This window comes from Microbacterium sp. Leaf179 (assembly GCF_001423785.1).
GTDB lineage: Bacteria > Actinomycetota > Actinomycetes > Actinomycetales > Microbacteriaceae > Microbacterium.
Map to the genome: position 1 here is coordinate 659,565 of NZ_LMPH01000002.1, position 19,425 is coordinate 678,989.

General features: G+C 70.7%; 20 protein-coding genes. 7 read left to right on the forward strand and 13 right to left on the reverse strand.

What is annotated here, in order from left to right:
* Positions 1–102: 102 nt before the first annotated feature.
* The 3 genes from ASF96_RS10620 (at position 103) to ASF96_RS10630 (ending at position 6,168) form a co-directional block, all read left to right on the forward strand.
* Positions 103–3,009, forward strand: coding sequence for an MMPL family transporter (locus ASF96_RS10620; protein WP_055939469.1), 2,907 nt, complete (start codon positions 103–105; stop codon positions 3,007–3,009).
* Positions 3,006–5,093: a YhgE/Pip domain-containing protein gene (locus ASF96_RS10625; protein WP_055938923.1), complete on the forward strand. Its 2,088-nt coding sequence runs from the start codon at positions 3,006–3,008 to the stop codon at positions 5,091–5,093. The genes ASF96_RS10620 and ASF96_RS10625 overlap by 4 nt, the downstream gene beginning before the upstream one ends.
* Positions 5,094–5,277: 184 nt before the next feature.
* Positions 5,278–6,168 (forward strand): endonuclease domain-containing protein, encoded by an 891-nt coding sequence (locus tag ASF96_RS10630; protein ID WP_055938926.1) that lies wholly within the window; start codon positions 5,278–5,280, stop codon positions 6,166–6,168.
* Between the two features lie 482 nt (positions 6,169–6,650).
* On the opposite strand, the gene ccsB is transcribed toward ASF96_RS10630, so the two are convergent.
* From ccsB to ASF96_RS10665, 7 genes are all read right to left on the reverse strand, one after another.
* Entirely contained in the window at positions 6,651–7,661 is a 1,011-nt protein-coding gene (ccsB, locus tag ASF96_RS10635; RefSeq protein WP_055938929.1) for a c-type cytochrome biogenesis protein CcsB, read from the reverse strand.
* Between the two features lie 4 nt (positions 7,662–7,665).
* A complete protein-coding gene (gene resB, locus ASF96_RS10640; RefSeq protein ID WP_055938932.1) occupies positions 7,666–9,399 on the reverse strand; it encodes a cytochrome c biogenesis protein ResB in 1,734 nt (577 codons plus the stop codon).
* Positions 9,380–10,129, reverse strand: coding sequence for a cytochrome c biogenesis CcdA family protein (locus ASF96_RS10645; RefSeq protein WP_055839095.1), 750 nt, complete (start codon positions 10,127–10,129; stop codon positions 9,380–9,382). Before ASF96_RS10645 ends, resB begins: the two co-directional genes overlap by 20 nt.
* The gene (locus tag ASF96_RS10650) at positions 10,126–10,731 is read right to left on the reverse strand and encodes a TlpA family protein disulfide reductase (RefSeq protein WP_055938934.1); all 606 of its coding nucleotides are present in this window, start codon (positions 10,729–10,731) and stop codon (positions 10,126–10,128) included. Before ASF96_RS10650 ends, ASF96_RS10645 begins: the two co-directional genes overlap by 4 nt.
* A complete protein-coding gene (locus tag ASF96_RS10655; protein ID WP_055938937.1) occupies positions 10,731–11,375 on the reverse strand; it encodes a histidine phosphatase family protein in 645 nt (214 codons plus the stop codon). The genes ASF96_RS10650 and ASF96_RS10655 overlap by 1 nt, the downstream gene beginning before the upstream one ends.
* A gap of 143 nt (positions 11,376–11,518) precedes the next feature.
* Positions 11,519–12,229, reverse strand: coding sequence for a DedA family protein (locus ASF96_RS10660; protein ID WP_055938940.1), 711 nt, complete (start codon positions 12,227–12,229; stop codon positions 11,519–11,521).
* Between the two features lie 98 nt (positions 12,230–12,327).
* Complete coding sequence (locus ASF96_RS10665) at positions 12,328–12,717, reverse strand: hypothetical protein (RefSeq protein ID WP_156458825.1); 390 nt, start codon at positions 12,715–12,717, stop codon at positions 12,328–12,330.
* A 59-nt stretch (positions 12,718–12,776) separates the two neighbouring features.
* Between ASF96_RS10665 and aspS the strand changes: the two genes are divergently transcribed.
* Together aspS and ASF96_RS10675 are read left to right on the forward strand one after the other, a co-directional pair.
* Positions 12,777–14,117: an aspartate--tRNA(Asn) ligase gene (gene aspS, locus ASF96_RS10670; RefSeq protein ID WP_055839110.1), complete on the forward strand. Its 1,341-nt coding sequence runs from the start codon at positions 12,777–12,779 to the stop codon at positions 14,115–14,117.
* A 73-nt stretch (positions 14,118–14,190) separates the two neighbouring features.
* A complete protein-coding gene (locus ASF96_RS10675; RefSeq protein WP_055938943.1) occupies positions 14,191–15,252 on the forward strand; it encodes an ABC transporter ATP-binding protein in 1,062 nt (353 codons plus the stop codon).
* A gap of 7 nt (positions 15,253–15,259) precedes the next feature.
* On the opposite strand, the gene ASF96_RS10680 is transcribed toward ASF96_RS10675, so the two are convergent.
* The 6 genes from ASF96_RS10680 to ASF96_RS10700 form a co-directional block, all read right to left on the reverse strand.
* Positions 15,260–15,562, reverse strand: a complete 303-nt coding sequence (locus tag ASF96_RS10680) for a Dabb family protein (RefSeq protein ID WP_055839115.1) — start codon at positions 15,560–15,562, stop codon at positions 15,260–15,262.
* Entirely contained in the window at positions 15,559–15,837 is a 279-nt protein-coding gene (locus ASF96_RS10685; protein ID WP_055938946.1) for a glutaredoxin family protein, read from the reverse strand. Before ASF96_RS10685 ends, ASF96_RS10680 begins: the two co-directional genes overlap by 4 nt.
* 71 nt (positions 15,838–15,908) lie before the next feature.
* Entirely contained in the window at positions 15,909–16,202 is a 294-nt protein-coding gene (locus tag ASF96_RS10690; protein ID WP_055839123.1) for a rhodanese-like domain-containing protein, read from the reverse strand.
* 82 nt (positions 16,203–16,284) lie between these two features.
* Positions 16,285–16,383 carry a 30S ribosomal protein bS22 gene (locus ASF96_RS16540; protein ID WP_003792170.1) on the reverse strand — a complete coding sequence of 33 codons (99 nt, stop codon included), beginning with the start codon at positions 16,381–16,383 and terminating at the stop codon, positions 16,285–16,287.
* A gap of 82 nt (positions 16,384–16,465) precedes the next feature.
* Complete coding sequence (locus ASF96_RS10695) at positions 16,466–16,657, reverse strand: helix-turn-helix domain-containing protein (RefSeq protein ID WP_055839125.1); 192 nt, start codon at positions 16,655–16,657, stop codon at positions 16,466–16,468.
* Positions 16,658–16,796: 139 nt separating this feature from the next.
* Complete coding sequence (locus tag ASF96_RS10700) at positions 16,797–17,192, reverse strand: ArsR/SmtB family transcription factor (protein WP_055839127.1); 396 nt, start codon at positions 17,190–17,192, stop codon at positions 16,797–16,799.
* Positions 17,193–17,260: 68 nt separating this feature from the next.
* On the opposite strand from ASF96_RS10700, the gene ASF96_RS10705 reads away from it, so the two are divergent.
* Complete coding sequence (locus ASF96_RS10705) at positions 17,261–18,703, forward strand: TrkH family potassium uptake protein (protein WP_156458826.1); 1,443 nt, start codon at positions 17,261–17,263, stop codon at positions 18,701–18,703.
* The gene (locus tag ASF96_RS10710) at positions 18,696–19,367 is read left to right on the forward strand and encodes a potassium channel family protein (protein WP_055839130.1); all 672 of its coding nucleotides are present in this window, start codon (positions 18,696–18,698) and stop codon (positions 19,365–19,367) included. The genes ASF96_RS10705 and ASF96_RS10710 overlap by 8 nt, the downstream gene beginning before the upstream one ends.
* Positions 19,368–19,425 lie beyond the last annotated feature (58 nt).

Sequence of the window (19,425 nt, forward strand, 5' to 3'; positions counted from 1 at the left end):
CACGGGGGAGATCCAGGTACGACCACCCCCTCGGCGACTACGATACATTGATGTATCCGATACGGTGATGTATCGACTCGTTCACCGATCGTGGGAGCCACCGTGTCGACATTCCTGTACACCCTGGGCCGTTGGTCGTTCCGCCACCCGTGGCGCGTTCTGACCGCCTGGCTCCTGGTGCTCGTGCTGGCCGGCGGCGGGGTGGCACTGCTCGCCAAGGGCACCGACAACACCTTCACCATCCCGGGCACCGAGTCGCAGGCCGGTCTCGAGATGCTCGAGCGCACCTTCCCCCAGGTGAGCGGGGCGAGCGCCGAGATCATCGTGGTGGCCGCCGACGGCGCGAGCGTGCGTGACCAGGCGTACCAGGATGCCATCACCACCACCACCGGCGACATCGGCAACCTCGACTTCGTCGAGGCCGTCACCGACCCCTACGACGCCCGCATCTCGGGTGGCATCGCCGACGACGACCGCGCGGCGATCGTGCGCATCCAATTCGCCGGAGAAGCCACCGCCGTCCCCGCCTCCACCGAAGACGGGCTGCGCGAGGCGGCCACGGCCCTGGGCTCCGCCCTGCCGAGCGGATCGCAGGCCGTGCTCGGCGGCCAGCTGTTCGCCAGCGAGGTCCCCGGCGCCACCCTCACCGAGGCCCTCGGCGTGCTCATCGCCGCCCTCGTGCTGATGGTGACGTTCCGCTCGTTCCTCGTGGCCGGCATGCCGCTGGCCACCGCCATCCTGGGCGTCGCCCTGTCGGTGGCCCTGATCTTCATCGCCACCGGCTTCGCGACCGTCTCGTCGACCACGCCGCTGCTGGCGGTGATGCTGGGTCTCGCGGTCGGCATCGACTACGCCCTCTTCATCGTCTCGCGACATCAAGACCAGACGAGAGCGGGAATGGACCCCGAGGAGTCCACCGCTCGCGCCGTCGGCACCGCCGGTTCCGCCGTCGTCTTCGCCGGCATCACCGTGCTCATCGCCCTCATCGGCCTGAGCTTCGCCGGCATCCCGTTCCTCACCACCATGGGGATCGCCGCGTCGGTCGCCGTCGCGATCGCGGTGTGCGTCGGACTCACCCTGACCCCGGCCTTCCTCGGCTTCGCCGGGCACCGCGTGGTCGGGTGGGGGTACAAGCGACCCGCGAAGCGTTCCCGCCGAGCCCGCGGCACCTCCGATGACGACGCCGCGGCGGTCGCCCAGGCCGCCGCCGAGCGCGACGAGAAGATCGTGGCCGCAGCCTCGCGCGCCGAACGCAACGGCCCGGCCAAGCGCTGGGTGGGGCTGGTCACCCGGCATCCCGTCGTCACCACCGTCGCGATCGTCGGCCTGCTGGGGGTCACCGCGATCCCCGCCGCCAGCCTCGCGCTCACCCTGCCCAACGCCGGCCAGCTCCCCGAGGGAGACGAAGCCCGCGTCGCGTACGAGCTCACCGACGAGTACTTCGGCCCGGGCGCCAACGGCCCGCTCATCATGACCGGCACGATCGTCACCTCGAACGACCCCCTGACGCTCATGACCGACATCGGAGACGAGATCGCGAAGATCCCCGGGGTCGCCGAGGTCGCTCTGGCGACCCCGAACGAGACCGCCGACACCGGCATCGTGCAGATCGTGCCCGAGACCGCCCCCGACGACCCCCGCACCGCCGACCTCGTGCGGGAGCTCCGCGCGCAAGAGGACCGCCTGTACGACCAGTTCGGCGTCCGTCTGCTCGTCACCGGCTACACCGCCGTGACCATCGACATCTCCGACCAGCTGGGAGCGGCCCTGCTGCCCTTCGGCCTCTTCGTCGTCGGCCTGTCGCTCGTGCTGCTGATGATCGTGTTCCGCTCGATCTGGGTGCCGCTGACCGCCGCCGGCGGCTACCTGCTGTCGGTGGCCGCCTCGTTCGGGGTCGTGGCCGCGGTGTTCGAGTGGGGCTGGTTCGCCGACGCCCTGCACGTGGCCAAGGTCGGCCCCATCATCAGCTTCATGCCCATCGTCGTGATGGGCGTATTGTTCGGCCTCGCGATGGACTACCAGGTCTTCCTGGTCTCGCGGATGCGCGAGGACTACGTGCACGCGGACCGCGAGGGGCGCACGCCCCGCGAGGTGGCGCTCGGCGCCGTGCGCAGCGGCTTCGCGGCCTCGGCCCGCGTCGTGGTCGCGGCCGCCGTCATCATGTTCGCCGTCTTCGTGGCGTTCGTGCCCGAGGGCGACTCGAGCCTCAAGCCCATCGCCCTGGGTCTGGCCGTCGGCGTGGCCGTCGACGCCTTCCTCGTGCGCATGACCCTCGTGCCCGCGGTCCTCGCCCTGCTGGGCGACAAGGCCTGGTGGATGCCGCGCTGGCTCGACCGCCTGCTGCCGAAGCTCGACGTCGAGGGCGAAGCCGTCGAGCGCGAGGTGCGCCTCGCCGACTGGCCGGCGGAGCCCGCCATGGCCGTCGCCGCCGACGACCTTCGCACGGTCGGAGCCTCGGATGCCGAGGAGCCCGTGTTCCGCGACGTCTCGCTGCGTCTCGGATTCGGCGGCACCCTGCTGGTCACCGGTGAGAGCCGCACCACCCGCACGCTGCTCCTCGCCCTGTCGGGGCGCCTCGCCGGCATCGACGGGCGTCTGCGCGTCGATGGACTGCTCGTTCCCGAGCGCGCGGGAGCCGTGCGCTCCCGCGTCGGCGTCGCCCTGCTCGACGACCCCGCCGAGGCCGCGCGCACCGTCGCCGACGCGGTCGCGGGTCGCGCGCGCATCATCGTCGTGTCCGACGTCGACCGCCTCGACGACGACACCCGCGACGACGTCGCCCACGTGCTCCGCCGCGCCGCCACCGAGGCGCGCGAACGTTCGGGAGAGGACTCCTCCCCGTTCACGCTCATCGTGTCGGCCCGCGACGAACGCCGGGCCCTCGCCCTGCTGGCCGAGGCGCACCGCCCGGACGTGGCCTCGCTCGCCCTTCCGACACCGCGGCGCCACCGCGCGCCGGATTCCCCGCAGCCCGAAACCTACGCCGATCTCTCCGAGGTGTTCGCATGACTCTCCCCGTCGAGCGCTCCCGTTCGCGCCGCCCCGTGACCTGGCTCACCCTCGTCGGCGTGCTGCTGCTGCCGGCCGTCATCGGCGGCATCCTCGTGGGCGCGCTGTACAACCCCACCGACCGGCTCGAGAACATCACCGCCGCCATCGTCAACGACGACAAGGCCGTCGAGCTGAACGGTCAGCTCGTGCCGCTCGGTCGTCAGCTCACCGGCGGTCTGGTCAAGGGCGCCGACGACCAGTCGAGCAACATCGACTGGGTCATCTCGAACGACGCGGATGCCGCGGCGGGCCTCGCCGACGGCACCTACACCGCCGTCGTGACCATCCCCGAGAACTTCACGGCCGCCTCGCTGTCGACCCGCCCCGGAGAGAGCCCCGAGAAGGCCACGATCGGCGTCGCGACGGCCCCCAACGCCCGGGTCGTCGACGGTGCGATCACCGCGACCCTGGCCTCCACCGCCTCGAGCGTCTACGGCAGCGAGCTGTCGTCGCAGTACCTCAAGAACGTCTTCCTCGGCTTCACGACCCTCGGCGACCAGCTGGGCACGGCCGCCAGCGGGGCGCACCAGCTCGCCGACGGTGCCGGGCAGGCCGCCTCCGGCGCGACCGGACTGCGCGACGGTCTGGGTCAGCTCGCCGACGGCGCCTCGCAGCTGTCGACCGGAGCGGGACAGCTCGCGAGCGGCGCGGGACCCCTGGCCGACGGCGCCACTCAGCTCTCGAGCGGCGCGGGCGCCCTCGCGCAGGGAACGCGCGATGCCGCCACCGGCGTCGGCAAGCTGGCCGGCGGAGCCGACGGCATCGCCGCCGGCAATCAGCAGCTCGCCACGCAGATCAACGGCCTCGCAGACCAGATCCCGCCCGGCTTCGAAGACGCCGCCACCCGCCTGGCGCAGGCCGCCCCGCAGGTGAACACCGCCCTGGTCGATGCGGCCGCCGCCCTGCAGAAGGCCGCCGACGAATGCACCGGCACCCCCGAGCAGTGCACGGCGTTGCGCAACGCCTCCGACGAAGCCAACAAGGCGCTCCCGCAAGCCACCGAGACGGTGGCCAAGATCGGCGAGCTGGCCGGGCAGGCCTCGCAGCTCCCCGCCGGGATCCGCACCATCGCCGACGCCAACCAGCAGCTCGCCGACGGCGCAGCCGGCCTCGCCGGCGGAGCGCGCGAGGCCGAGACGGGGATCAACACGATCGCCGGCGGCATCGACGCCCTCTCCGGCGGCGCGAACCAGCTCGCCGACGGCGCGCGGCAGTTCGGCACCGGCGCGTCGGCCCTCAGCTCCGGCGCCGCACAACTGGCATCCGGCACCCAGGGCGCCCAGGACGGCGCCGGTCAACTCGCCGACGGCGTGAGCCAGGTGGCATCCGGCACCACGTCTCTCGCCGACGGCCTCGACACCGCCGTGTCGCAGCTGCCGAGGTACTCCGACGCCCAGGCGACCACCCTCGCCGACGTCGTCGCCGACCCGGTGTCGGCCACCGGCGCGAGCGACTCGCTCTTCGGCCTGGCCGCCGTTCCGCTGCTCGCCATGGCCGTGCTGTGGTTCGGCGGGCTCGCCTCGTTCGTGGCCTTCCAGGCGGTGTCGGCGCGCGCGCTGACGAGCCGACGCCCCTCGGCGCTCGTCGCCCTGCGCGGCTTCGCCCCCGCAGCTGCCGTCGGCGCCGTGCAGGGTCTGCTGGTCGCGGGCGTGGTGCAGGTGGCATCCCAGTACGACTGGGACGACTGGGCCCTGTTCGCCGTCATCTGCATCGCCGCGGGCGTGGCCTTCGCCGCCGTGCACCAGGCCCTCGTCGCCGTGTTCGGCGGAGCGGGACGCTGGGTCGCCGCGGTGATCGGCGCCCTCGCCCTGGGGGCGACGATCGTCTCGACGGTGCCACCGGCCCTCGCCGCCGCCGCATCGCTCATGCCCACCGCCCCGGTGTACGACGCGATGCTCGGCGCCCTGTCGTCGTCGAGCGGGGTCGCCGCCGGCATCGCCGGGCTGGTGGTGTGGGCCGTGCTGTCGCTGGTGGTGACGACGCTGATCGTGACGCGTCGCCGCACCACGTCGGCGCGCGCCGCAGCGGTCTCCGTCGCCTAGCCCGCTCCCCCTCCCCCCCTGTTGAGTGTCCAAGACACGCCGCTGAGCCGCCCCCGGCCGCGGCGTGTTCTGGACACTCAACGGAGGGCGGGCCGCGCGTGAGGGTCCTCCACAGGGAGGGTTGTCCACACGCGGGGCGGGGGCGCGCAGCGCGGGGCACCGTGCCCGGTGTCTGCTGTCGGGCATGCGCCCTCGACCTCTCCCCGCCGAGCTCGGCACCGCGTTCCACGTTCGCGACGCGGACCGTCTCGGCATCCCGCCCAGAAGGCTCCGCGCTCGCGGCCTGCGGTCGCCGTTCCACGGCGTCCGGTACGCCGGCGACGACCCCGGACTCGGATCCGTCGCGGAGCGATGCCACGCGTACCTCCCGCGGATGTCGGGGGGCCAGTTCTTCAGCCACGTCACGGCCGCCTCACTGTGGGGGATGCCGCTGCCTTTTCCGCACGGCGAGGAGCTGCACGTGTCGGCGGTACCGCCGGCTCGGGAGCCCCGCACTTCGAGGGTCACCGGACACCGCCTGGTGATGCCGCCCGACGGAATCACCCTCCTCGACGATCTGCCCGTCGCCGCTCGAACGGAGACGTGGGCGCAACTCGGCGCCGTGCTGCGCGTGGACGACCTCGTCGCGGTCGGCGACTGGCTCGTGGCCCAGGGCGATCCGGTGCCGGGCCTCGAGGAGGTGGCGATGCGCGCCCGACGGCGCGGAGCGGTGGCGCTCCGCGAGGCGGCCGGTCTGATTCGCCCGGGTGCGGAGTCACCGCGCGAAAGCGCCGTGCGTCTCGTCCTCGTGGATGCCGGTCTGCCCGAGCCCCAGCTCAACTGGACGCTTCGGACGGCCTCGGGGCTCTTCGTCGCCCGACTCGATATGGCTTACCCCGAACAGCGCGTCGCCGTGGAATACGACGGGCGCCATCACGCCGAAGCCGCACAGTTCCGCCGCGACGCCGACCGGTGGCGGGCGATCAGCGACGCGGGATGGACCCTGGTCCGCGTCCTCGCGCATCATCTCGACGCGCCGAACCAGCTCATCGTCGCGCCGGTCCGCAGCGCCCTGCTGGCCGCACGTCCCCGTTGAGTGTCCAGGACACGCCGCGACGCACAGCGAGGACGCGGCGTGTCTCGGACAGTCAACGGGCAAGCCCCGGCCGCGGCGCGAGTCACGGCAGAGGCCCCGCAAGAGCGCCCGCCCGCTCTCTGCGCGTGCGCGACGGAGCCCCGCCCGCGCTCGGCGCGCGCCCCTCAGCGGCCACAACACGGTTGAGTGTCCAAGACACGCCGCCAGGCACGACGGGCACGCGGCGTGTCGTGGACACTCAACGGGCAAGCCCCGGCCGCGGCGCGAGCCACGGCAGAGGCCCCGCAAGAGCGCCCGCCCGCGTTCGGCGCGTGCGCGACCGACCGTCCGCCCGCTCTCTGCGTGTTCGCGAGGGAGCGCCGCCTGCGCTCAGCCGGCGCCCCTCAGCGGCCACGACACTGTTGAGTGTCCAAGACACGCCGCCACGCACGGCGGGCACGCGGCGTGTCCTGGACACTCAACGGACAGACCGACGCCCAGCGTCAGGTCGTCAGACCGCTGTACGCGTGCAGGCCCTTGAAGAACACGTTCACGATCGTGAAGTTGAACAGCACGGCGGTGAAGCCGATGATCGACAGCCACGCCGAGCGGGTGCCGCGCCAGCCGCGGGTCGCGCGGGCATGGATGTATCCGGCGTAGAGCACCCAGATGACGAAGGTCCAGACTTCCTTGGTGTCGAAGCCCCAGAACCGGCCCCACGCGTCGTTCGCCCAGATGGACCCGGCGATGAGGGTGAACGTCCAGAAGATGAAGCCGACGATCGCGAAGCGGTAGGCGAGCGACTCCAGCGCGTCGGCCTTGGGGACCGTCCGCAGGAAGCTGCGCTTGGGCGCGTCGTCCGACGGCGCCGCCTCGGCGAGCTTGCGTTCGCGGCGCGTCTGGATGAGCTGCACCACCGACAGCCCGAACGCCAGGGCGAACAGGGCCGTGGCCAGGCTGGCGACGAACACGTGGACCACGAGCCACACCGACTTCAGCGGGTCGGCCAGCGGCACGACCTCGACGTGGAACGCGAGCGTCGCCCCGCCGAGCAGCAGCACGGTGAGGCCCGTCATCAGCGCGCCCAGGAAGCGCAGGTCGTAGCGGGTGAGCACGGCGAGGTACACCGCGATGATGAGCAGCAGACCGGTCATCGCGAACTCGTACATGTTCGACCACGGCACACGCTCGGCGGCGATGCCGCGCAGCACCGTCGCGGTGAGGTGGAACACGAACCCGAGCGCCGTCAGCACCGTTCCCAGCCGCGCCCAGAGGTAACGGGGCTTCGGTGCGGTAGTGGATGCCGACGACCCGGTCGATCCGCCGATCACTCCCCCGCCCCCCGCGGTGACGAGCTCGCGGGCGACGACGTCGTCCTTCGCCTTCAGCGCGAGGTCGGAGCGTCGTGCGAGGTCGATCGCGTAGGCGATGAACGCCAGCACGTAGATGGTGACCGCCGTCCACACCAGGAGGAGGGAGATCTCGTCGAGGAGAAGCGGGTCGGTTCCGGGCATGGTGTCAGTCTACTTTTCCGGTGTCGGGGTGGCGCGGAGTCGGAAGGGACGAGGCGTGCTTCTCGGCGAGCTGGGCGACGGCGGCGCCGAGGGTGGGGTCTTCACCGCGAGCCAGGCCCGCGTACTCGACGGTCACGGCGTCGCCCTGCGGCGTCGCCTTGACCCACATGCGCCGACGCGGGACGAACAGGGCGGTCATGAGCCCGAACAGCGCGAGCAGCGCGAAGGCGAGCACCCAGGGACCGGCGAGGTCACGGTGGATCGACAGCGAGGCGAAGCGCTTCACCGAACCGTCGTACCCGGAGGCGCCGGCGGGGGCCTCGTTCTCGAACGTGATGGTGCCGAGACCGTTCGGCAGGTCCTGGGTCTCGCCCGGCATGAGCTGCAGGGCGGGGGTGCCGCTGTCACCGCCGGCGATCTGCGTCATCCCGGAGGGGTCGAGCGTGTAGACCGACCGGGGCGTGCCGTCGTCGATGCCGAGGTCGCCCTCGTAGACGCGCAGCGTCAGCACGGGGTACTCCAGCGCGCCGTAGGTCGAGGTGAGCGCGCCCGAGGGCAGCACGTCCATCGTCGGGTAGAAGAAACCGAGCAGGCCGAGCTGCTGCGGCAGTCCGTCGGCGACCTTGATGACGCCGAGCGAGGTCATGTTGGCATCCTGGGGAAGGAAGGCCACGGAGTCGTGGAAGACCTCCCGCCCCTCGGCGTCGCGGATAGTGACGGTGGGCGCGTAGCCGTTGCCCAGCAGGTAGACACGGTCGCCCTGCACGTCGAGCGGGTGGTTGACGCGCACCTCGCCGTCCTCGGGCTCGCCGCCCGGGGCTCGCGTGGTCATGTGCGCCACGAAGTCGCCCGCCTGACCCGAGCCGGGCTGGCCGGGCGGCACGTAGGCGACGTCGAAGGCGTCGAGCGTCATGGAGTACGGCGTGAGCGTGTCGCCGCCGACGAAGCGGCCGGGGTTGAACGAGGAGTAGTCGAGCAGGCTGTTCGCGAACGCCTGGCCCTCCACGAGCACCCGTTGCCCCGTGTAGGTGAAGCCGCCTCCGACGCCGACGGCGATGAGCACGCCCACCAGGGCCGCGTGGAAGACCAGGTTGCCCGTCTCGCGCAGGTAGCCGCGCTCGGCCGACACCGAGTACGTGCCGCGCCCGTCGTACCGGGCGACGCGGTATCCGCTCTTGCGCAGCTGAGCGGCGGCGCTGTCGACGGCGGCCGCGGCGACGGCATCCGCGTCTCCGGCGACCGTGAGGCGGCGGGTGCGGTGGTCGTCCAAGCGCGACAGCCGCGCGGGCGTGCGCGGGGGCTGCGAGCGCAGGGCCTTCCAGTGGTGTTTGGTGCGCGGCAGCACGCAGCCGATCAGCGAGATGAACAGCAGCAGGTAGATCGCCGAGAACCACGGCGAGCTGTACACGTCGAACAGGCTGAGCTTGTCGAGCACCGGCGCCAGGTCGGGGTTGTCGGTGAAGTACTGGGTGACGCCGTTGGGGTCGGCGGTGCGCTGCGGCACGAGCGAGCCGGGGACGGCGGCGATCGCGAGCAGGAGCAGCAGCACGAGAGCGGTGCGCATGCTGGTGAGCTGACGCCAGCCCCAGCGCGCCCATCCCACGACGCCGAGGCGCGGCTGCACGATGTCGTCGCCGGAGCCGTCCGCGACGACGGAGTCGGCGTGGTCGGACGGGCGCAGCACGCCGTCGGCGGGTTCGGTCACGGTCTTTCCTCGATCAGAGCGGGAGTTGGACATTGCCGATCACTCCCTGCAGGGTCGACATCCACTGGCCCCAGACGCCCGTGACCATGAGCAGGCCGAGCGCGATGAGAAGGCCGCCGCCGATGAGGTTGACGACGCGGATGTGCTTGCGCACGAACGACACCGAGCGCGTCGCCCACCCGAAGCCGAGGGCGAGCAGAACGAACGGGATGCCGAGCCCCAGCGAGTACGCCAGTCCCAGCAGTGCCGCCCGGCCCGGGTCGCCGAGGTTGTACGACACCGAGAGGATCGCCGCCAGCGTCGGGCCGATGCAGGGGGTCCAGCCGATGCCCAGCGCGATGCCGAGCAGGGGGGCACCGATCAGGCCCAGGTTGCCGCGCGACTGCAGCCGCACCGAGCGCTGCGCCACCCCGAAGAGGCCGATGAACACGAGTCCCATGAGGATGATGACGACACCCATGACGCGCGTGATGACGTCGCCGTAGCGGGTGAAGAACATGCCGGCGGCTCCGCCGAGCACGTTGATCGCCATGAACACCACGGTGAATCCCGCGATGAACAGGAGGGTCCCACCGAGCAGGCGCCCCCGGCCGGCTCCGGATGCCGAGCCCCCGCGCGGGGCGACGGCACCGCCGATGTACCCCAGGTACCCCGGCACGAGCGGCAGCACGCACGGCGACAGGAACGAGATGAGACCGGCGGCGAGCGCGAGGGGAAGAGCCACCCAGAGTGCGCCGTCGAAGACGAGAGCGCCCGGGTTCACGCGGGCTCCGCGACCAGCGTGCGCACCATGGACTCGAGGATCGAGGCCTCGGGGAGCTCGCCGATGACGCGGGCGGCGACGCGGCCCTGCTTGTCGAGCACGAGGGTGGTGGGCGTCGCGTTGATGGGGGTCTTGTCGGCGAAGGCGAGCTTCAGCTCCCCGTCGTTGACGGCCATGGCACTCGAGTACGACACCCCGTGATCGCGGGCGAACGACAGCGCCGTGGCGGGCTGGTCGTAGGTGTTGATGCCGAGGAAGGCCACGTCCTGGCCCTGGAAGCTCTGATAGGCCTGCTCGAGGCGCGGGGCCTCGATGATGCACGGGCCGCACGTGGCATACCAGAAGTTCACGACGAGCACCTTGCCGGCGTAGTCGGCGCTCGACACCGGTGAGCCGTTGTCGAGGCTGCCCGAGAACTCCACGGCCTCGCCGCGGTCCGACTCGGGGATCTCCTGCCACTGCAGCCCGTTGGCGGCGATGTAGCCCTTGTTGTCACCCGCCCGGTACTGCTCGGCGAGGGGGTCGGGCGTGCAGGCCGCGAGGCCCATCACGAGGGCCGCGGCGGCGGCCATCGCTCCGGCGACGGTGAGGATTCGGCGCATCAGACGGCTCCTACGTCGACGGCTCCGGCGGTGGTGGCCGGCTCGGCGTACGCCACCTCGACCCAGCGCGTCGAGCCGTCGGCGCCGTCTCGCCGTTCGAAGCTCGTCACGCTCGACAGCGCGCAGCGGCGCTTGCGGGGGTCGTGGCGGGTGGGTTGGTGGGAGAGGGCGAGGTGGGTCACCCAGATCGGCAGCTGGTGCGAGACGATGACGACGTCGCCCGAGGGCACGCGTTCCCACGCGTCGCCCATGGCCTCGGTCACCCGCGCCACGACGCGCGCGTAGGGCTCACCCCAGCTGGGAACGGCGGGTTGACGCAGGTGCCGCCAGTTCAGCGGGTTGGCGAGCGCCCGCTTCATCCGCCGTCCCTCGAAGACGTTGGTCGGCTCGATCACCCGCTCATCGATCACGGGCTCGATGCCGAACAGCGTCACGAACGGCTCCGCCGACTCACGTGTGCGCTGCAGCGGTGAGGCGATGAGGGCCGAGACGGGCCGCTCGAGGCCGTGGACGTACTCGGCGGCCTGGCGCGCCATATGCCGACCGTCGACGCTGAGGCCGAATCCGGGGAGCCGACCGTACAGCACGCGACGGGGGTTGTGGACCTCTCCGTGGCGCACGAGATGAAGGCGATCGGCGGGCACGACGCCAGTCTACGGGCGGGTTCTGTGGTCTGACTGAGCGAGGGGGCGGGTTGCTTCGACGTGGAGATACCCGCGGATACCGGGCCCGCAGGAGGTGTGCGCGCGCGTCGACGGGGACTCGACCCCGCGATGTCCGCCGACCCTCAGGCGTCGGTGCGCGACGCCGGGGCGTCGTTGCGGGAAGCCAGAAGCGAACGGATGCGCGCGTACAGGAACCACGCGACTCCGATCACGACCGCGGCGATCACGACGTACTGCAGGATCGAGGCGTACTCCTCGACGATGTGCCAGTTCTCGCCCAGCAGGAAGCCCGACAGCACGAAGATCGTGTTCCAGATCAGGCTGCCGGCGCCCGTGAGCAGACCGAACCGCCACGTCGGCATCTTGGCGACGCCGGCGGGGATCGAGATGAGACTGCGGAAGATCGGGATCATTCGCCCGAAGAACACGGCCTTGCCGCCGTGGCGCTCGAACCACGCGACCGTGCGGTCGACGTCTTCGGGGTGCAGCAGCGGCATCTTCGCGGCGAACGAACGCAGACGCGCGGCTCCGAGCCACCGCCCGAGGCCGTAGAGCATGAAGGCGCCGACGATCGAGCCGACGGTCGTCCACAGCAGCGCCTCGAACAGCGTGAACGAGCCGCGGCTGGCGGTGAGGCCCGCCATCGGCAGGACGACCTCGCTCGGCAGAGGCGGGAAGAGGTTCTCGAGGGCGATGGCGACGCCCGCGCCCACCGGTCCGATGATCTCCATGAGCGACACGGTCCAGTCGGCCAGCGACGTGAGCCACGACTGCCCGTCCTCGGAGCCGGAGCTCGCGCGCAGGGGGGAGAGAGTGAGGGTGGTGTCGGTCATCGGGTGCCTTCGCGCTCGGTGATCGGCCGCCCGACCGGACGCCCGTTCCAGGCTACGGTCCGGTCATGCGCGGTTCCTGGGGGTTGCCCCCGAGCGGTTCAGGATGCCGAGACCCCGGCGCCGACGAACGCGGCCGCGATGAACCACACCGCCGCCATCCCGACGATGGTGGCCAGCGGCACCCAGAACGCCAGGCGATGGCGCACGAGGCGCACGATCGCGGCGACCACGCCGATCAGCAGGATGACCCAGGGCGAGATGACGGCCGTCCAGAAGCCGATGTTCATCAGCCCCGTGTCGCAGTTCGACGGCCCGCACTGGTCGGCGGCGAACGCCAGCAGCACTCCCGCGTACGAGGCCCCCAGCGCCAGCAGGGGAAGGAGCACGAGCAGGATGATCGTGAGCGCGACGTCCCAGCCACGCGCCTTGCGCACTGTCGGTTCGGGACGCATCGTCCGGAAAGATTCCGGCGGCAACGAGTAGGTCACGCCCCCATCGTAGATTCGCGCCCGGGTGCGCGCGCACGGCGCACGTAGACTGGTCGATCGTGAGCGAACGCGTCCTGGTCAACCAGCTGAAATCCCTTCCCGCCGGCCCCGTCGAGGTGTCGGGATGGGTCGAAACCGTCCGCGACCAGAAGAAGGTGCAGTTCGTCGTCCTCCGCGACGAGACCGGCGCGGTGCAGCTGGTGAACCCGGCGACGCGTCCCTCCGAAGAGGCGACGGATCAGGATGCCGCCGCCCTCGCCCTCACCGAGACGATCGGCGCCCTGTCGACCGGCACCTTCCTGACCGTGCGCGGCGAGCTCAAGCACGACGAGCGCGTCAAGCTCGGCGGCGTCGAGATCAAGGTGGGCGAGCTCGTCATCGCGGCGGCAGCCAACCCCGAGACCCCGATCGCGGCCGACAGCAGCCCCGACAAGCGCATGGACTGGCGCTTCATCGACCTGCGCCAGCGCCGCAACAACCTCATCTTCCGCGTGCAGACCACTCTCGAGCACGCGATGCGTACCTACTGGGTCGAGCGCGACTACATCGAGGTGCACTCCCCCAAGCTCATGGCGTCGCCCTCGGAGTCCAACGCCGAACTGTTCGAGGTGCCCTACTTCGAAGACAAGACGGCCTACCTCGCGCAGAGCCCCCAGTTCTTCAAGCAGATGGCCCAGGTCGCCGGCTTCGGCAAGATCTTCGAGATCGCCCCCGCGTTCCGCGCCGACCCCTCGTTCACGAGCCGTCACGCGACCGAGTTCACCTCGATCGACGCCGAGATCAGCTGGATCGACTCGCACGAAGACGTCGCCCGTATGCAGGAGGAACTGCTGCAGAGCGCTTTCCAGGCCGTCGCCGACAAGCACGGCGCCGAGATCCAGGAGCTCTTCGGCATCGAGGTGCAGGTTCCGACGCTCCCCTTCCCGCGCATCCCCCTCGCCGAGGCGCGTGAGATCGTCGCCGCGCGCGGGTACGACATCCCGCGCACCGATGGCGACCTCGACCCCGAGGGCGAGCGTCAGATCGCGGCGCACGTGGCCGAGACGTTCGGCCACCAGTTCGTCTTCATCACCGACTACCACCCCGAGATCCGCGCTTTCTACCACATGCGCGACGAAGAGACCGGGCTGACGAAGTCGTACGACCTGCTCTTCAACGGCGTCGAGATCACGACCGGCGCGCAGCGCGAGCACCGCGTCGACGTGCTGATCGAGCAGGCGAAAGAGAAGGGTCTCGACCCCGAGCACCTCGACTTCTACCTCGACTTCTTCCGCTTCGGCGCCCCGCCGCACGGTGGTTTCGGCATGGGCCTGGCGCGCGTCCTGATGCTCATGCTGGGCGAGTCGTCGATCCGCGAGGTGACGTATCTCTTCCGCGGCCCGACCCGCCTCGCTCCGTAAGGTTCGAGCGACCGACGCCCGGGGTTCACTCCCCGGGCGTCGTCGCGTTCATCGGCCGCCCTACCGTGGGGCCATGAACGCCCTCACCTCGGCCGCCCCGTCTCCGGCGGGACGATCGCGCACGGGGTGGGCGATCTCGCTCCGCGATGTCGGCCGCGCGCGCGCGGGAGTCCCGGTGCTCGAGAACATCGACCTCGAGATCGAGCCGGGCGGCATCGTCGCCGTCGTCGGGCCGTCGGGCTGCGGCGCGTCGACCCTGCTGCGCGTGATCACGGGAGCCGATCGGCCGGATGCCGGCACCGTGACCATCGACGGGCGTACCGGGGCCGCCGCGCCCCGCGTCGTCGAGGTGCGCGACCGCACCCCGGTCGCCCGTTTCGGGCGGGTGCGCGCCGCGATCGTGGCCGCCGCCCGTCGCGCGGGCACCGCCGACCCCGACGCCGAAGCCGAACGCCTGGGCGCGCTCGTCGGGCTCGGCGCCGGTGACCGGCTGGTGCACCGCCTCTCGCACGGCGACCGGCAGCGGTGGGCCGTCGCCCGGGCTCTCGCGTCGCGGCCGCGGGCCCTCGTGCTCGACGACGCGCTGGCAGCGCTGCACACCTCGGCGCGCGCCGAGACCCGCGATCGCGTCGTGCGGGAACTGCGTGCGACCGGGGTCACCACCCTGTGGGTCACGCGCGACACCGCCGAGGCCGCCGCGGTCGCCGACCATCTCGTCGTGATGGACCAGGGCCGTATCGCCGCGCAGGGGCGCCCCGACGAGGTCTTCGCGCGCGTCGGCGACCTCGCGGTGGCCGACCTTCTGGGTCCGGTCAGCGCCGTGCCGGGAATCGTCGAGGGAGCCGTCGTCGAGGTGTGGGGGCAGGAACTCCCTCTCGCCGCCGCGGCGAGCGACGGTCACTGCGAGGTCGTCGTACGCCCGGAACAGGTCGTGCTCGTGGGCGACGGCACCCCGGGAGTCGATGCGGTCGTCGAGGAGACCATCTTCCTCGGCAGCGTGCGCCGCTCGACCGTTCTCACCGCCGACGGCGATCGCGTCGTCGTCGAGCACGCGCCCGACCGGCGCCTCGACGATCGGGCGCACGTCCGGATCGCTCTCGCATCCGGGCCGATGAGCGTTCGCCCCATCGGCTGAACGGGCGTCAGAACGGGTAGTCGACCGACGACCGCTCGGCGACGACCGAGCGCACGAAGGCCGCAGCCTCTTGGTGGGCGGGGTGCACCTGGTAGCGCTCCAACGCCTCGACGTCGGCGAACTCGCTCACCAGGGCGACGTCCCAGTTGTTCTGCGGGTACGCGACGTTGCGACCGATCTCGAGATGCACGATCTCGTCGATCACGCCGCGAAGAGCCAGCAGGCGCTCCGCGATCTGCTCGGCGTGCAGAGCCCGGGTGTCGGCGTCGTCGGCCGCGAGCTTCCACAGGACGATGTGTCGGATGCTCACGCGGAGGCTCCTTCGGGCTCGGACGCCAGCAACGCGGCGCGGAGGCGGTCGGCCGACACGCGCCAGTGCGCGTGCAGCTCGCCGTCGATCAGGATGACGGGGATCTTCTCCCACCACTTCTCATACAACGCCGTGTCATCGGCGATCGAGGCGTGCGCGATCTCGACACGGTCGGCGACGTCGGCGGGAAGATCGGCCACGACGGCCTCGACGATCTGCTCGGCCACATCGCAGAGATGGCAGCCGGGCTTTCCGATCAGCGTGAGGGTCGTCACGCCTTCATCCTAGGAGGGCCGTGGATCGTGGCGCTCGGGACGCGCGGGATGACGCGGGTCCGGGCACCGGATCAGGATGCGACGTCGTACCCCGCGGCGATCCAGTCGCCCGTGCCGCCCTCGACGTTCGTGGCGTCGTGACCGCGCGCGGAGAGCGCCTCGACCACACGCGCCGAGCGGCCGCCGGCCTGGCAGATCACGTCGAACGGCTCGGCGGGGAGCTCGTCGAGATGTTCGCCCAGGGTCGACATGGGAAGGTTCACGGCCCCGGGAACGTGCCCGGCGGCGAACTCGTGTTCCTCGCGCACGTCGATGAGCGGACGCTCGCGTCCCGCGTGCAGGTCGTGGATCGAGATGGACTGCATGCTTACCTCCGAGAGGGCGAACGGCGCGGGCGGATACACGAAGCGCCCGTCGCAGAGGACAGGCGCTCGGTGTCGTGCCGCGTTACTTCTTGTTGCGGCGCTGGTGACGAGTCTTGCGAAGCAGCTTGCGGTGCTTCTTCTTCGCCATGCGCTTACGGCGCTTCTTGATGACAGAACCCACGGAAAACCTCACTAAGTCGGGGTCTGGGTGCCGTGGTCGGCCCCCGGGAACAGCAGGCGATGAAAAAATGCCTCGGATCAGTCTAGCCGACGTCGGACACCGGCCGCTGCACGACCTCGGCGACGGCCGATTCGGGCACACGATAGCTGCGCCCGAAACGCACCGCGGGGAGTTCGCCGGCGTGCACGAGACGATAGACGGTCATCTTCGACACGCGCATGAGCTCGGCGACCTCGGCGACGGTCAGGAATCGCACGTCGGGCAGCTCGGCCATGGTTCACCCCTCGTTACGGGTGAACTCACCCTCTGATGCTGTGCACACTCTAGGGTCTGGCTGTGAAGGCTGTAAACCTCTGGGCGTGCTGTGACGAATGTGCTTCCCGGATGCCGGTCTTCCGCGGCATCCGTGCACCTCACCGTCCCGGAAGCTTGCGGAAGGCCGTCGAGAAGGAATGCTTGACCGACGCCGCGGCACGACCCACCACTTCGGCGGCGTGGACGGCGGACTCGGGCAGTGCGGGCTCGTTCTCTTCGTCGACCGAGAAGAACGGCACGAGCCAGTCGTCGACCTCGTCGAGAGGCGCGACCGCGAGGCTGTAATAGCGGTGCTGACCCTCTTCGCGCACCGACACCAGCTCGGCCTCGCGCAGCACCTTCAGGTGCTTGGAGACGGTCGGTTGACTCACCCCCAGGGACGCCACGATCTGCGACACGCTCGTTCCGCGTTCGCCACCGGTGGCCCGGTCCAGAAGGAGCTGAAGGATGTCGCGACGCGTTCCGTCAGCGATCACGTCGAAGATGTCCGCCATGGCATCAGATTAGCGGCGCCCCGGCCCGAGTACCATGATTCGGGTTCGGGCACCGAAGGGAGCGGCGCATGGCGGCGACGCCGAACGAGGTGCGATTGGGCGTGCGCGTGAGACGCATCGCGTTCACGGCATGGGATCGACTGCGCAATCTGACCACCGCATCACCCGCGCGTTTCGCGGTGCTGGTGTTCGTGACGCTCATCCTTCTCTTCACCGCGCTGTTCTCGCTGCCCGCGGCGTCGGCCGACGGGCGAGCGACGCCCCTGGCCGACGCGCTGTTCACGGCGGTGTCGACCATCTGCGTGACCGGTCTGTCGACGGTCAACATGTACACGCACTGGTCGCCGCTCGGGCACGTGATCACCTACGTCGGCGTGAACGTGGGTGCGCTCGGCGTGCTCACCCTCGCCTCGATCCTGGGCCTGGTCATCTCGAAGCGCCTGGGGCTCCGCGCGAAGCTCATCGCCGCCGGAGACAGCAACCCCCTGCGGGCGCACGGCGGACCGGTGAACGAGGGGCAGACCGTCCGTCTGGGCGAGGTCGGCCAGCTCCTGCGCACGGTCGCGCTGTCGACGCTGGTGATCGAGGCCGGGCTCACCGTGCTCATCTACCCCTCGCTCATCATCGGGGGCATCGACCCGATCGTCGCCTTGTGGGAGGCCCCGTACTACGCCGCCATGGCCTTCACCAACACCGGGTTCGTCCCCAACGCCGACGGGCTGACGCCCTTCGCCCAGGACTACTTCCTGCTGTCGGTGCTGATGATCGGCGTCTTCCTCGGCTCGATCGGCTTCCCGGTGATCTTCACCCTGTGGCGGCACCACTGGCGATTCCGTCTGTGGTCGCTCCACACGAAGCTCACCCTGATCACCACGGTCATCCTGTTCTTCTTCGGCGCGGGCGTCATTCTGCTGCTGGAATACGACAACCCCCTCACATTCGGAAGCATGGATGCGTGGGACACGACCTTCCAGGCGTTCTTCCTCTCCGCCATGACCAGGTCGGGCGGATTCTCGGTCATCGACATCGGCGATCTCAACGGCGCGACCCTCATCGTGGGCTCGATGCTGATGTTCGTGGGTGGCGGCTCGGCATCCACCGCCGGCGGCATCAAGGTGACGACCCTCGCCGTGCTCGCCCTCGCGGTGTTCTCCGAGGCCAAGGGGCGGCCGTCGGTACAGGCGTTCGGGCGCCGGATCCCCAGCGACGTGCAGCGCGTGGCCCTCTCGGTCGTCGCGTGGGGCGCCACGATCGTCGCGATCTCGACCGTGACGATCAGCCGCATCACCGACGCCCCCATCGAGCACGTCCTGTTCGACGTGATCTCGGGATTCGCGACGGTCGGCCTGTCGACCGGTCTCACGGCGGAGCTTCCCGACCCCGCCGTCTACGTCATGGCCGCCACGATGTTCATGGGCCGCATTGGTACAGTGACACTCGCCGCGGCCGTGGCTGCGTCGTCTCGATCGCAGTTGTACGCGCTGCCCGTCGAAAGGCCCATCGTTGGTTGAACGCATCCGCAGCGATGCGCCCGTGCTGGTCATCGGCCTCGGGCGCTTCGGCGCGGCGTGCGCCGGCGAACTCGACCGCCTCGACCGCGAGGTCCTGGCCGTCGACGGCAACCTCGAACTCGTGCAGAAGTGGTCGGAGCGCGTCACGCACGCCGTACAGGCCGACGCGCGCAACATCGACGCTCTGCGCCAGATCGGCGCGCAGGACTTCCAGGTGGCCGTCGTCGCCGTCGGCTCGCTCATCGAGGCGTCGGTGCTCATCACCGCCAACCTCGTCGACCTGAAGGTCCCGCAGATCTGGGCCAAGGCCGTCTCGCAGTCGCACGGCAAGATCCTGGCCCGTGTCGGCGCCAACCACGTGATCTACCCCGAGGCCGAAGCCGGCGAGCGCGTCGCGCACCTCGTGAGCGGACGCATGCTCGACTTCATCCGCTTCGACGACGATTTCGTGCTCGCCAAGATGTACCCGCCGAAGCTCGTACGCGGCGTGGGCCTGAACGAGTCGGGTGTCCGCTCGAAGTACAACGTGACCGTGGTCGGGGTGAAGAGCCCCGGGCGGGCGTTCCGCTACGCCGAAGCCAACACCGTGGTCACGAACCACGACCTCATCATCGTGTCGGGGACGAACTCCGACATCGAACGCTTCGCGTCGCTCGACCGCTGAGCAGTGGCTCGGAGTCTCTCGCCCTGGAGCCTTCGCCCGTGACGGGCCCCGTGCTCGG

Coding starts and splice junctions, on each gene's coding strand:
- ASF96_RS10660 (WP_055938940.1), bottom strand. CDS start 12,229: ATGACCGACACCACCCTCACTCTCTCCCCCCTGCGCGCGAGCTCCGGC.
- ASF96_RS10690 (WP_055839123.1), bottom strand. CDS start 16,202: ATGCAGTCCATCTCGATCCACGACCTGCACGCGGGACGCGAGCGTCCG.
- ASF96_RS10625 (WP_055938923.1), top strand. CDS start 3,006: ATGACTCTCCCCGTCGAGCGCTCCCGTTCGCGCCGCCCCGTGACCTGG.
- ASF96_RS10695 (WP_055839125.1), bottom strand. CDS start 16,657: ATGGCCGAGCTGCCCGACGTGCGATTCCTGACCGTCGCCGAGGTCGCC.
- resB (WP_055938932.1), bottom strand. CDS start 9,399: ATGTCCAACTCCCGCTCTGATCGAGGAAAGACCGTGACCGAACCCGCC.
- ASF96_RS10650 (WP_055938934.1), bottom strand. CDS start 10,731: ATGCGCCGAATCCTCACCGTCGCCGGAGCGATGGCCGCCGCCGCGGCC.
- ccsB (WP_055938929.1), bottom strand. CDS start 7,661: ATGCCCGGAACCGACCCGCTTCTCCTCGACGAGATCTCCCTCCTCCTG.
- ASF96_RS10675 (WP_055938943.1), top strand. CDS start 14,191: ATGAACGCCCTCACCTCGGCCGCCCCGTCTCCGGCGGGACGATCGCGC.
- ASF96_RS10700 (WP_055839127.1), bottom strand. CDS start 17,192: ATGGCGGACATCTTCGACGTGATCGCTGACGGAACGCGTCGCGACATC.
- ASF96_RS10630 (WP_055938926.1), top strand. CDS start 5,278: ATGCGCCCTCGACCTCTCCCCGCCGAGCTCGGCACCGCGTTCCACGTT.
- ASF96_RS10705 (WP_156458826.1), top strand. CDS start 17,261: ATGGCGGCGACGCCGAACGAGGTGCGATTGGGCGTGCGCGTGAGACGC.